This window comes from Bacillus sp. FJAT-22090 (genome assembly GCF_007676755.1).
GTDB lineage: Bacteria > Bacillota > Bacilli > Bacillales_A > Planococcaceae > Psychrobacillus.
The window spans coordinates 363,034-375,668 of the sequence record NZ_VEBK01000003.1 but is presented as its reverse complement, the minus strand read 5'-3'; the positions used below and the strand labels follow the sequence as shown (position 1 = coordinate 375,668).

Sequence of the window (12,635 nt, the reverse complement as noted above, 5' to 3'; positions counted from 1 at the left end):
CTATAGCAGCATGCCTTCGATAATATTATTATATATAGTGTATGCTGCAACGTACATGTCATCACTCTGTAAATGATAAATTAGAAGGGTGTCCCAGTAGTTTTTCTTTTTATATCATATTTGTTGTTGGCGTATGGATATCTACATTTTCAAATGTAAAACTGTCAATTCACACCTTCCCCCTTCCTCTGAGGAGTACACCAAAATGGATAAAAGAACTTTCTTTTGGCACATCTAATACAATCGAATATTGGTTCCATTCCGTTGAACCTTTAATGCTGCGTTGATTCATATTATCGAATTGAATAATATCGCCATCTTGATTGTCAATCTGCATCCAAACAATACATTTTGTAGCATTTTCAGTTTTTAAATACCCAGACAATTTAATTCGCTTTCTTTTGTATTTCTTTGCTTGAAAGCTCTGCATCATTGTTGCAAATTCCTTTTCTGTGACATTTGCTATTGCCTTTAATAAACCAGATTTTCCTCCTGAGCGAAAAGTTTTTGTGTCAACTTTCATTTCATAATACTCAGGGTGGTTCCCGCTCAATACCTATCCTATTTTTTGTTTACGAAAATCATCTATTAAAACAATTTCTACATAAAAGCTCCTTTATAATTGTGTAATTTCCAATAAACAATTAGATGAATTTGATTAATCAGGGGGCGTGTTTGTATTATTTTTGTTTCTTTATACTTTTTTTATATTTGATGGTTACTCTGTAAAAAAAGGAGGAGATTATTCTGGTGAAGAAAATGTTAGAAATTAATAAAGTTAGCAAGAAAGTTCGAAACCGCATACTGCTTAATAACATATCTTTCAGTATTGATACGGGTGATATCTGTGGTTTTGTGGGTCCAAATGGTTCTGGAAAAACAACATTAATAAGAGCGTTGACAGGTCTTATTAATCCTACAAAAGGTGAAATCTTTGTAAATGGAGTTAATGTTCAAACCAACAAAAGGAAAGCACTGCAACAAGTTGGTGCTATTGTGGAGTCCCCTGTATTCTTTCCATACATGTCTGGACGTAGAAATCTAATGAATCTCGCCCGATTAACGGAAGGAATCACTTCAGAAAACATAAAGGAAAAAGTAAACGATGTGCTTAAAGCGGTAGGTCTAGAAGGGAGAGCGGATGATAAAGTAAAAAACTATTCACTTGGTATGAAACAACGGTTGGGTATAGCACAAGCACTTTTAGGTGATCCGCTCTTCATTATCCTTGATGAGCCTTCAAACGGATTAGATCCTATGGGGATGAAGCAACTAAGAGAAATCATCCTAGAGTTGAGGAACAACCAAGGTATAACTTTTTTAATATCAAGTCATTTTATAAAAGAATTAGAAATGATCTGTAATTCCTGGGTGATGATTAAAGATGGGTCAATTATTTGGAATGGACAGACGCAGGAGCTTAAAAAAGGAGATAATAAAAATCTAGAAGATATGTTTTTAGAGATGATGAGCGGATGAAAAAGCTTATTTTTGTCGAATTAGAAAGGTTATTTCTTAAAAAAAGCACATGGTTATTTTTGGTTAGTATTCCTTTAATTCTCGTATTTTCCGCTAAATATTACAGAGAAAATAACCATTTTGTTTCGGAAAGTGTCCCTGAATTTACCACTGCAAACTCATTTCCCATTATGGGTTTATCAGAGCAGTTAATGTTGACATTTAATGTTGTAGCCTTAGTAGTTGTAGTTTTACTTTTTGCACAGGAATACCATACAGGCCAACTAAGACTCGTTCTTCAAAAATCTTATACTTATCGGAGCATTGTATTGGCGAAAGTATTAACGACCGCCATTTTCCTTTTTATTTTTATGTCCATATATTTTTTGCTTAGTTATGTTATTGGTTTTATTGTTTTTGATTATAAGGAAGAAATACTATTATTTTTTCACTCAAAAACTACATCTGGGATTGGTGTGATATTTTACAATATAAAATACTACATTCTTGCTTATATTAGTTTATTAACTATGACTAGTGTATATATAATGCTCTCCTCTTTAAGTAAGTCTATTACGGGAGCGATAGGTCTTGGTATGGGTTTCCTAATAATTTCATTACTTTATCCTACAGTTTTACAAAGCTTTAATATGGCTATCCCTTATGTAATGTTTTCTTCTATAACGATGATCCAACACCAAGGACTGGTTCTGATGTTAGCTGGAAACAATCACATATTAATTTGGAACATAGCCGTTTTATTACTTTACTCGTTTATAAGTATGTTCGTTTCAATTGTCTTATCAAATAAAAAGGATAATTTTATATGAGGTGATTATTATGCTAAAAGCATTGACAATAAGTGAATTAGAAAGAGCATTATTTAGGAAAAAGACACTGGTTTTATTTATAGCTTATCTAATTATAATAATTGGAAGTAGTGCTTTTTTATCATTTTTTGATATGGGCTTCTACAATCGGGAAACGCAAGCACCGTTAAATAATTTAAATTTACCGGTACTTGTAGCCAAAGAAGTCTATATTATCCTCAGTTTATTGATATTCCCCCTATTATTCATCGATAGTTTTAGCGGTGAAGTAAGTTCAGGTTCTTATCGAATGGTCATGATAAAGCCGGGTAAGAGAATAGAATTTGTAATTTCCAAAATAATATCTCAACTCATTATTGTTTTGTTGTTTTTAATTTCTGGGTTCGTTGTTAGTTTTATCTATGGAAGTTTTAGTGCCGAGCAAGTAAAGTCTGTATCAATACTTAATCATGAAAATTTAAATCAAATTGGAGCGCTTTTATATACGGCTAAGTATTACGGTGTATTATTCGTAATTTTCATGTCAATTATGATCATTGCACATGTTGTATGTTCCATTTTTTCAAATACAGTTCTAAATTTTATAATCATATTAGCTTTAATTGTTGGTTCACTTTATATAAGTGATAACTTTTCTTTTTTTCTAATAGCTGGTGAATACACATTCAATCTAATAAATAATGGGAATATAACGTTTTTTGTTATTAATGGTATTATAATAACTATAGGGTTCTTTATAACTATTTTAATTTGGAGTAAAAAAGATGTATATGATTAAGGGGTGATTCAAATTAGTGGTGGAAAAACGATACTAATCGTAGATGATGAACTAGAAATAATTAACTTTTTGAAAAATGCATTAATGCTCGAGGGGTATGATGTAATAGTTTCTTTTAATGGAACTGATGCACTTAAGCAGCTTAAGGAAGAAATAGACCTAATTCTATTAGATGTCATGCTACCTGACATAAACGGTTTTGATTTGTGCCTGCAAATTAGGGAGTATTTCAATTGTCCAATTATTTTTATTAGTGCTGATAGTAGTGAAAACTCTAAAATTGAAGGACTAATGATTGGTGGAGATGATTTCATAAACAAACCTTTCAGCATTAAGGAGCTCAAAGCACGAATTATAGCCAACTTAAGAAGAGCAAAAGAAGATAGTGTAATTGAAGAAGTCTTAATATTTGGTAACCTGAAGATTGATATGAAAAAGTATGAAGTGACAATTAAGAATGAAGTAGTTCCCTTTACAAAAACTGAATTTCAATTATTAAAGACACTTGCTTTGCATCCAAAACAGGTCCTCACAAAAGAGCAATTGTTTAATCAAGTATGGGGCTATATGAATGATTCTGATCTAACAACAGTAGTAGAACATATAAAAAAGATAAGATTCAAATTAGGTACCGCAGATTCAAATTATAAATACATTGAAACCTCTTGGGGAATAGGATATAAGTGGGTATTAGTGAAGTGTTGAAAAATAAATCTATAAAGACTCAATTAATTACGGGATTTTTAACTATTATTATAGCCAGTGTTTTTTTTACCATATTAACTCTCATTTTAAGTATCACATGGTGGGTCAAATATGGACAGGACATAATATTACCTGCTAATTACTACGAAAAGAAAATTCCTATTATTGAAAGTTATATTGACGATACCGGGGCAACACTTTTAACCCTAGTTGGACAAAAAGAATTAGAGGAAATCATACCAGAGGAAGGTATAAAATATCAGGTACTTGATGCTAGTGGGAAGTTTAAATATGGAACTTTAAAAGAAACCTACATCAACGAACAAAATCCACTTAAAAAAAATCTGAACTTAAAAGTTCAGAAAGGCAATGACCCTAATGAATTTATTTATTATATTCCTATATTTAATGAAGCAGAGGAATTACGAGGTGCTGTGGGCCTAAACTATAAGATTAAGCTATCGTATAATTCATTAACTCCCTTCATATTAGCTCTTTTAGTAATCTTTAGTCCTTTTATTTATATTGTATTATTGACTATCCTCTTTGCATCTATAATAGGTAAAAGAATATCAATACCAATTAAAGAATTGATAGCAGCGTCAAACCATATTAAAAATAAAAACTTAAATTTTAAACTAAATTATAAGAGTAATAATGAGATCGGAGATTTAATATTTGCTTTTGAACAGATGAGATATGAATTGGAAGAGAGTTTATTTCAAACATGGAATTTAGAACAAGAAAAAAGAAACTATATTACGACGATATCTCATGATTTAAAGACGCCCCTAACCATAATAAAAGGACATTCTGAAGGATTGATGGAGGGCTTATGGAAAGACCAAGAGTTATTGTTCGAATACTTACAGATAATAGACTCAACTGCAGATAGAATGTCTGCATTAATTAATAGAATAAACGTTATTAATGAATTGGGTAACTTATCACTGAGTTCTTCTTTCAGTCAAATAAGAATCGAAGAGTATTTTACTGAGAAGTTGGAAAGTTTTAAATACATTATTCAAGAGAAAGATATTGCATTTAAATATTCTATTAAAAATTCCAAAAACATAAGAGACTTTTTTATGGACTCAGAACAAATTCACCAAGTAATCGACAATATTTTGATAAATAGTCTTCGTTTTACTCCAAAAGAAGGTAGAATTGAAGTAATTGTAATTTTGGAAGAAAATGGTTTGATGTTTCATGCTTACGATTCGGGTGTAGGTTTTAATGAAACGTCTATCGAGAATATATTTTTCAAATTCTTTCAGGAATCAAAGAACAAGGAACTTAACAAAAATAACTCAGGGTTGGGTTTGTACAGCGCTAAAATGATTATTGAGAAACATAAGGGGACTATTCATGCAGAAAATAGTAGTAGACTTGGAGGCGCACACGTTTACTTCATGATACCTAATGATTTAAAAAATAATAAATAAAGGGGATATTATCTTGATAGCTCCAGAAAAAAAAATACTAATAATAGATGATGAACCTAGCATCACTTCTCTTCTATGTAAAAGTTTTGCAACAGATGGGTACTCGGTGGAATACTCCAATACAGGTGTAGAAGGAATCATTCAAGCTAGAAGATTTCATCCTAACCTCATACTTATTGATATTATGTTACCTGATTTAAGTGGTTATGAAGTCATTAAAATTCTGCGTGAAGAGATTGATATTCCTTTAATACTATTTAGTTCAAAAAATAAAGAAGAAGAAAAAATTCACGGATTTAAAGTAGGTGCCGATGATTATATAGTTAAACCTTTTAGCTTAAAAGAGTTAAAAGTTAGAGTTGATGCGCATATGAGAAGAATCAATAGAGTATCAAATAAATATGAAACTAGCACTGAGAATGTCATAAGTTATGAAAAAATAAATATCAACTTACTTGAACATAAAATTTTTTACGAGAACGAAGAAATCAAGCTTACAAATAGGGAATTTGAAATAATTAAATTATTATGTCGGAACCCTGGCAGAGTGTTTACACGTGAGGAAATTTATAGTGGTATTTTGGGAAGTAACTCCCCTTACTTTGAAAATCATATGGTAACGGAGCATATTAAAAAAATTAGAAAAAAGTTAAAGTATTTTAATTGTTCCAGTTATATTCAAACGGTTTGGGGGGTAGGTTATAGATGGGGTGGAAATTAATCTTATAGACAATGAGAGCGGTACGTATTTGAACCAGAGCGAGGCACAACACTCTTTATTTCCTTCATTTTAAAAATGGATTTCTACCTAGTGAAATACATAAGCAAAGCAAATTTTCATATGAAGAAAGCCGATAATTTCCAAAGAATATCGGCTATTTTTTTTGAATAAGAGTGTGCAGCCTGTTTGTTAATTTAGTAAGAACAAAGAATCCCAATCTGTGTAGCTTTTTTTATTTTTATAAAATAAAAGCGATAATAATATTCCAGTTGTCCCGTCTAACATCCCAGCCTTATTCATATACTTTGCCTTTGATCCAATATACTCAATATCTTGAAAACCAAATGGCGAAGACTCATTGTACCCATTAATTATTGTTTCTTTCAGTTTTTCACATTCTAGGAAAAGATCCTTGTCTTGAAACTCATTATTCATTATTTCGGTTATATGTAATAACCCACTTAGACCATGGCAAAAGGTTTGAGAAGTCAAATCTCTTTCTGATTCACTTCTTTTAAATATTGAACTAATTCCTTGTTGCGATATGTTAATATATGCTTTATTATTTAAGGCTTTTCCAGCAAGATAAAGAGCTCTTGCTACACCAGGTGTTCCGTAACACCAAGCATCTCTATTTGGGGATTTTATTTTTTCTCCTGTAATTTCTGCTTCCCAGCTAACATGCGTTGGAAAGTAAATTATGCTGTTATCATCGATTACTTTTTCAATTAGCCAATCTCCTATTTTATTTATTGCTTCTTTTTGACCATCTATTTCTAATCCGGCGATCATAGATAGAGATAGAAAAGCCATAGGACCAGGAATTCCATGTGAAAGTCCACAATTAAAATTACCTATAGGGTTTTCTTCTTTATCTGCATCCAAAAACTGATTAGAATTTGAAATAAACCAACCTGGAACTTGGTGACCATCAATAAAAATCTCTTTTGTAAGACCAATTAAATATTTTTGTATTTCATGAACGATGTCCCTAATATTGGGTTCATCGCTATAAAATAACAGGTATCTTCCAATTCCGGATAATCCTTCAATAGCATCATAATCATTCATTACAGCGCCAGTGGAGGAAAGTTCATTTTGTTGTGTTATATAGTCCAGTTTCATCTTAACTTGCTCAACAATTATTTGATTAACTTCTTTAATAAACTTTTGATATCTAGTTCCGTTCCTTGATAGAGCTCGTGCAGCAAAGCCGATTCCTGCCCATCCACTAAAAGTAGAGGAAGAAATAATAGGTTGCTCTTCGATTCTTTTCTGAATTTCAACCATCAAAGAGTGTCCCACTACATCCCATTCATCATTAGGAAACATATTATCTAGTTCTCCAAATAAAATACAAAGCCCTGGTAACCCATGGGAAAGACAAGTATCGTTCCACGGTAATAATTTTCTACCTTCGATTTCTATAATATTCTCTTCTGCGTTAGAATATTGCCTGACTATATTTGAATCAGACATCTTTGTAGCTGTATCTAAAACTAACGTCATTAATTGACTATGCTGCTTATGACTTTTTTCAGTAATTACATTATTCAATTATTAAAACCTACCCTTCTATAAGATGGAAAGAATTTTCATATAGATATGGAGATGCTTGTAAATTATATAGTTCTGCATATACCCCATTTTGTTTCATAAGGTTTGTATGAGTATCATTTTCAATAATTTTTCCTTCGTCAAATACAAGAATCCTTGTAGCGTTTTTAACAGTAGAAAAGCGATGTGAAATATAAATCCCAATCTTTCCACTTATTAATTTGTGAAAGCTTTCGAATAAGTATTTTTCTGCATTAGGATCTAAAGCTGAACTTGGTTCATCTAAAATATATAAACTAGCATCTCTAACAATAGCTCGAGAAATACCTATTTTTTGCCATTCACCACCGGACAATTGTTGACCTTCAGCAAACCATCTTCCCAATTGAGTATCTAGCTTTTGTGGTAAATCATTTACTTTATCATAGATACCCGATTTTCGTATTGCTTCAAATAATCTTTCATTATTTTGAAGGCTTTCTAATTTGCCAAATCCAATATTTTCTCTTGCCGTAAGTTCATATTTTATAAAGTCTTGAAATAAGACGCCAATATTATCCTGAAGACTCTTAGTAGAATATTGGTTTATTGGAATGTCGTTAATTAGAATTTCTCCTGAATAGTCCATGTAGAGTTTGGTTAGTAATTTAACTAAGGTTGTTTTCCCCGAACCATTTTTCCCGACAATAGCTATTACCTCATCTTTTTTGATAAGAAAAGATACGTTTTCGAGTGAATACTTTTCTTGGTAAGGGTACTTAAAAGATACATTCTTAAATTCAATTGAATTTATATTATTAAGTTCAATCTTACTAATATTATCATCTTGATCATGGGCTTCTTCTTCAATATCTAAAAATGAAAATAATTGTTCCATATATAAATTATTTTCATACATTGAAAAGATTTGATTTAACAAGGTGCCAGTTGTACTCTGGGTTGAAGATAATGCTTGAATGTAACTAACCATAGTTCCAATCATAATTTGATTGCTCAGAGCAGCTATTAAAATGTATAGAGTTAAGAGTGTAACTACAATTTGATTTAAAATATTAATAGCAGAAGTCAAAATAGTACGTCGAAAAAGTAATTTTTTATCGACATTTACGAAATCGGTATTAATTTTTTTGTATTGTTTTAAAAGATGCTCTCCTAGGTTAAAAAGCTTTATTTCCTTAATGTTTACATCTTTAGTCAATAAGAAACTCATGTACCATGATTTCCTTCGAGTTGGTGCTCTTTCCCATTCTACATTAAATTCTTTTTTTCCTAATCTTAATAACGATAATGACGACAACAAAGGAATGATTAATAGTAATAGAACTAGCCACCATTTCCAAAGTATTAAAATCATAGCAGTAGAAACTAACGTAACAAAACTGCTTAGGATAAAGAGAATTTGATTAAATATTGCAAAGGGTCTGCTGGATGCTTCCATTTGTGCTCTTTGGAGTTGATCATATATACTAGCATCTTCAAAATCTTTTAGAGTAAGTTTTAAAGATTTTTCCATAATAATAATATTAACATGATTAGCCAGTTTTAATGCAAAAACACCTTTTACATATTCATTTATTTGTAAAATTATTAACTGCAATATATAAATACTTGCTAGTAATACCAACCCTTTGATGACTAAGTGAAAACCTTTTTCCCATCCAATCGAAACACTATTAATTAAGAACTGATTTCCTATCAAAATTAGGGAAGGACTAAGCCCTCCCAGGACACTTAACATAAGAATTATAATTAGGGATTTTTTTTCGGTTTTCCACAAAAGCTTGAAAACTCTAGGCCAGTTTTTAAAAGATGCTATGACTTCTTTAAAATTTACATCTGAATTTACCATGTTATAGCTTTTCTTTCTCTTAGATACTTGGAATTATACAAAGTATGCCTAGCAAGAGTCATTACTTTTTTCTCTCTTTCTCTATCTACTCCGAGTAGACGATTTAGATGCATGTGAATAACACTTCCAAAAATGTCGAACAGTGAATTTAGTAAGGTATTTTCTTTATCATGTATATATACATCATCTATATATATTTCGAGAGCGTCTTTTCTAAGGTTTATTGCTTTCAATATTTCTCTTAAGCCTTCAATATTCAGGTTTGGTTCCTCATATAAATCTAGACTCAGGGGAATGAGTGTATCCTTTATTTCTCTAAATTCCTTTAGGTATTCCTTTCGGGTTTCTGTATTGTCTAACCACTCCAATTGTTCACTAAAAGATAAACGGAAACTCTTTAAATAATGAAGAACACTAACAGTAGCTATTATGTCCAAATCTAAATTTGTATGGCTAAACCTATGGAGATAAAGTAACCCCTCTACAGATCTACTATCATGATAAAATAGTGTTTCAGCTTTATCTATTAACGATATTCCACCGTATCTTTCTACTTCTCGGTCATAAGTTGCAATAGATACATTGGTTAGTAGACCCTCATTTGTTAGAGATTTGAAAAAGTCATGTAATAAAGGAAGTAATTTCTGATATAACATATCGCTATCACCATTCAATCTTAGCCTTATATGTTTATCAGGATCAGCATATCTCATAAAAAAATACTTCTCCACAAGATTTTGTTCAAGGATTTCATCACAAAAATTCTTCAAATAATAACAAATTAGGTCATTTTCTCTAGAGCTACTTCCATATAGTTTTACATACAACCAGTCTCCTCCTGGATACTTTCTTACTACATTGTTAGCACTACTTATCGGCTTTATTATGTTATTATGTTTATCCAAGTTTAATGAAGGTAGATCATAAGTTCGTACTAAAGGGAATACATATTCAACATTATAACTATTACCATCCGTATCTTTTATCCAGCTTATAATGCTATTATCTTCCTTTTCAAACAAGGTAACGTTTTCATCCATTTTTAGAGTTCCCATTTGCGTATATAAATCTTCTAGATGAAGTGTATTCTCTAAATCAAGTAATATTCTATTATCACCAATAGTTTGATAAACCCATCGGGGCATATTCCATTTATCGGACCACTTTTTAAAGGATTGCATCCACTCAGTAAATTTCATTCCCTTATACATCGATATATGTTGTTGATTAATGTTCCATGTAGCAGGAGAAATTATCGATTTCCCCACTTTTATTCTTGGCAAGAAGGTCGAGTATTCTAATGAATACCAATAAAAAGGTGACCATTGTTTTATTCCATCATTCGATATTTCAGAAAGAAATCTATAAATATTTGGCGCTGATCTATTATTAAGCATATGATTGACTGTAATTACAATTTCCTTCCCTAAGCTTTTTGATTTCAAATACATTCTTTTAAGAGTTGAGCCAACTATTATATCAGAAACTGGAATTGTGTATTTAGATTCCTTAGAAGAATTTGTACCAATAACTACTTCATAATTACATAGATTTTTTGTTAAAATTACATTTGCTGATCTACCTACAGTAGGTAAATAAACTAACTCCGCATAAACTTTATCATCATCATGATTATTAGTTGAAAATGATTCTTCAATTATTGGATTATCTATAATATCTAAAAACCTTCCAAATGTTTTGCCAGCACTATCTGAACCTGAATTAGTGCCCATAACAAAATTAAATTCTCCATTATCGATATCTTCCTGATTTTTAGCAATTATATTCCCATACAGTTCCATAGAGTTAGGAGCTACTTTTTTCTCAGCATCTTCATATTCAAGTTCTTTTAAATCTTTTTCATTTAAGCATATTTCTATTTCGTTTAAATTTATCGCTTCTATTAATTTATTTAGCAAATAGTTTTGCTTTCTTTCAAATATTGAATTATTACCGCCGCTTAATTCTTTACTACTCATTGGGTTTGTATAAGTGGCTGGAGCCCCAAGTCCTTGATCCTCATCAAGTAATTCAAGAACAGGGACCTCTCTGTATATCCCATATTTTTCGATAAATTCATTTCTATATTGTTGTATATGTTTTAAACCTATACTGTTCGGTGAAATTTTCCAAAGCGTTTCAGCAAGTTTAGAAATCTCCTCGCTAACTTTATAATTTAGTTTTACTGTTGAAGTATTTATTCTTGTGTCAACTTGTAACAAATTCTTAGTTTTTTCTATTTCATTCATTTCATTATTTATTTCTTTTAATATATTTAAGCCATCACCTATTTTAGTATTATCATAGTCTGTTATTAGCTGTAATATCTTAATAATTTTTTCTGTTAATTCTTCTTTTCCTTTAATTTTTTTCAATTGGTCAATTAAATATAAGAAAGGCGCTTTATCTGTAAGAGGTGGTCGTAAGTTGGTTAGTAAATATTCCTTTTCAATTAACTGTGAAATTAATTTTAGAATCTTGTCTTTTGAAGCTATCGGATATTTTTCAATAGCTAAACTAATTATTTCACGTGTATCAATGGACTCTTCAGTTAAGTTAAAAATGAATTCAATTAATTCATTCTTATTAATAGAGATACTTTCAATCGAGTTTACAGTTGTTTGTCGCCCCCCTTGAGAATTATATGGATTCTTATATCTAGAACCACTAGAATAAGTGATTGAATTTTTATGTATCCGTAATTGTTCTATAACAGTGGGTTCAGTTTCTAATTTACTTATAATTGATAGGAGCCATGCCATATCGGGTCTAGTTCTTTTTTGATGTTCCTTAATGTTACCTATATTGAAACTTGTTGAATTATCGAAAGATCCATAACTTATACCGGAAAACAGCCCAAAAGGTGTTGGTCTTGTAGACATTCTAATAAGGTATCTATTTAGGGAATGTATTATTTTTTTGTCTCTTTTGGGATCGGTTATTGACTCCCAATTAGCAATTGAATTGTACAGGGAACCACTCGAAACTAGAATTGCCTCTTGAATAAACGATGTTGTAGAGAAATTCTTAATATTTGAAACTACCTTTGAATAGTCTAAGGGGTTATCAGAGGAATCGGAAAATAAGTTATGATAAAAATTTAAGGATAGTAATGGTGAGCGAACCATAAAAAAGTTTAGTGGTTGAAATGTATTTTTACTGATTAGTTGTTGAGTCATTTTATCCTCCTATATTCATAAATATAAATATCAGATTCTACTGGAAACGATAAATACAGAAGAAGTTTATTTGCTTCTTCTGTATTTATCTTTTGAACTATTTTTTTGTGTGT

10 protein-coding genes are annotated in these 12,635 nt (G+C 30.8%); 6 read left to right on the top strand and 4 right to left on the bottom strand.

The annotated features are described in order from the left end of the window. Window positions 1-169: 169 nt before the first annotated feature. Window positions 170-523 (bottom strand): hypothetical protein, encoded by a 354-nt coding sequence (locus FS486_RS06725; protein ID WP_144510545.1) that lies wholly within the window; start codon window positions 521-523, stop codon window positions 170-172. 236 nt (window positions 524-759) lie between these two features. On the opposite strand from FS486_RS06725, the gene FS486_RS06720 reads away from it, so the two are divergent. Genes FS486_RS06720 through FS486_RS06695 form a run of 6 tightly spaced genes read left to right on the top strand, consistent with a single transcriptional unit; the run spans window position 760 to window position 5,937 of the window. After that, entirely contained in the window at window positions 760-1,479 is a 720-nt protein-coding gene (locus tag FS486_RS06720) for an ABC transporter ATP-binding protein (RefSeq protein WP_395940841.1), read from the top strand. Further along, window positions 1,476-2,288, top strand: coding sequence for an ABC transporter permease (locus FS486_RS06715; protein ID WP_144510543.1), 813 nt, complete (start codon window positions 1,476-1,478; stop codon window positions 2,286-2,288). The genes FS486_RS06720 and FS486_RS06715 overlap by 4 nt, the downstream gene beginning before the upstream one ends. A 10-nt stretch (window positions 2,289-2,298) precedes the next feature. Next, the gene (locus FS486_RS06710) at window positions 2,299-3,066 is read left to right on the top strand and encodes a hypothetical protein (RefSeq protein ID WP_144510542.1); all 768 of its coding nucleotides are present in this window, start codon (window positions 2,299-2,301) and stop codon (window positions 3,064-3,066) included. Between the two features lie 3 nt (window positions 3,067-3,069). Continuing rightward, window positions 3,070-3,771, top strand: a complete 702-nt coding sequence (locus FS486_RS06705) for a response regulator transcription factor (RefSeq protein WP_313956979.1) — start codon at window positions 3,070-3,072, stop codon at window positions 3,769-3,771. Then, a complete protein-coding gene (locus FS486_RS06700; protein ID WP_144510541.1) occupies window positions 3,750-5,216 on the top strand; it encodes a sensor histidine kinase in 1,467 nt (488 codons plus the stop codon). Before FS486_RS06705 ends, FS486_RS06700 begins: the two co-directional genes overlap by 22 nt. Before the next feature lie 13 nt (window positions 5,217-5,229). Further along, complete coding sequence (locus tag FS486_RS06695) at window positions 5,230-5,937, top strand: response regulator transcription factor (RefSeq protein ID WP_144510540.1); 708 nt, start codon at window positions 5,230-5,232, stop codon at window positions 5,935-5,937. Between the two features lie 189 nt (window positions 5,938-6,126). Here the strand turns inward: FS486_RS06695 and FS486_RS06690 are convergent, their stop codons facing one another. The 3 genes from FS486_RS06690 to FS486_RS06680 are packed head-to-tail and all read right to left on the bottom strand — an operon-like array spanning window position 6,127 to window position 12,522. Further along, the gene (locus tag FS486_RS06690) at window positions 6,127-7,494 is read right to left on the bottom strand and encodes a lanthionine synthetase C family protein (RefSeq protein ID WP_144510539.1); all 1,368 of its coding nucleotides are present in this window, start codon (window positions 7,492-7,494) and stop codon (window positions 6,127-6,129) included. A 10-nt stretch (window positions 7,495-7,504) separates the two neighbouring features. Continuing rightward, window positions 7,505-9,343: an ABC transporter ATP-binding protein gene (locus FS486_RS06685; protein WP_144510538.1), complete on the bottom strand. Its 1,839-nt coding sequence runs from the start codon at window positions 9,341-9,343 to the stop codon at window positions 7,505-7,507. After that, window positions 9,337-12,522 (bottom strand): lantibiotic dehydratase, encoded by a 3,186-nt coding sequence (locus FS486_RS06680; RefSeq protein ID WP_144510537.1) that lies wholly within the window; start codon window positions 12,520-12,522, stop codon window positions 9,337-9,339. The genes FS486_RS06685 and FS486_RS06680 overlap by 7 nt, the downstream gene beginning before the upstream one ends. Window positions 12,523-12,635 lie beyond the last annotated feature (113 nt).

Bases quoted from the DNA above. Each gene is read 5' to 3' on its own strand.
- FS486_RS06680 (WP_144510537.1), bottom strand. From the start codon at position 12,522: ATGACTCAACAACTAATCAGTAAAAATACATTTCAACCACTAAACTTT.
- FS486_RS06685 (WP_144510538.1), bottom strand. From the start codon at position 9,343: ATGGTAAATTCAGATGTAAATTTTAAAGAAGTCATAGCATCTTTTAAA.
- FS486_RS06720 (WP_395940841.1), top strand. From the start codon at position 760: ATGTTAGAAATTAATAAAGTTAGCAAGAAAGTTCGAAACCGCATACTG.
- FS486_RS06725 (WP_144510545.1), bottom strand. From the start codon at position 523: ATGAAAGTTGACACAAAAACTTTTCGCTCAGGAGGAAAATCTGGTTTA.
- FS486_RS06710 (WP_144510542.1), top strand. From the start codon at position 2,299: ATGCTAAAAGCATTGACAATAAGTGAATTAGAAAGAGCATTATTTAGG.
- FS486_RS06715 (WP_144510543.1), top strand. From the start codon at position 1,476: ATGAAAAAGCTTATTTTTGTCGAATTAGAAAGGTTATTTCTTAAAAAA.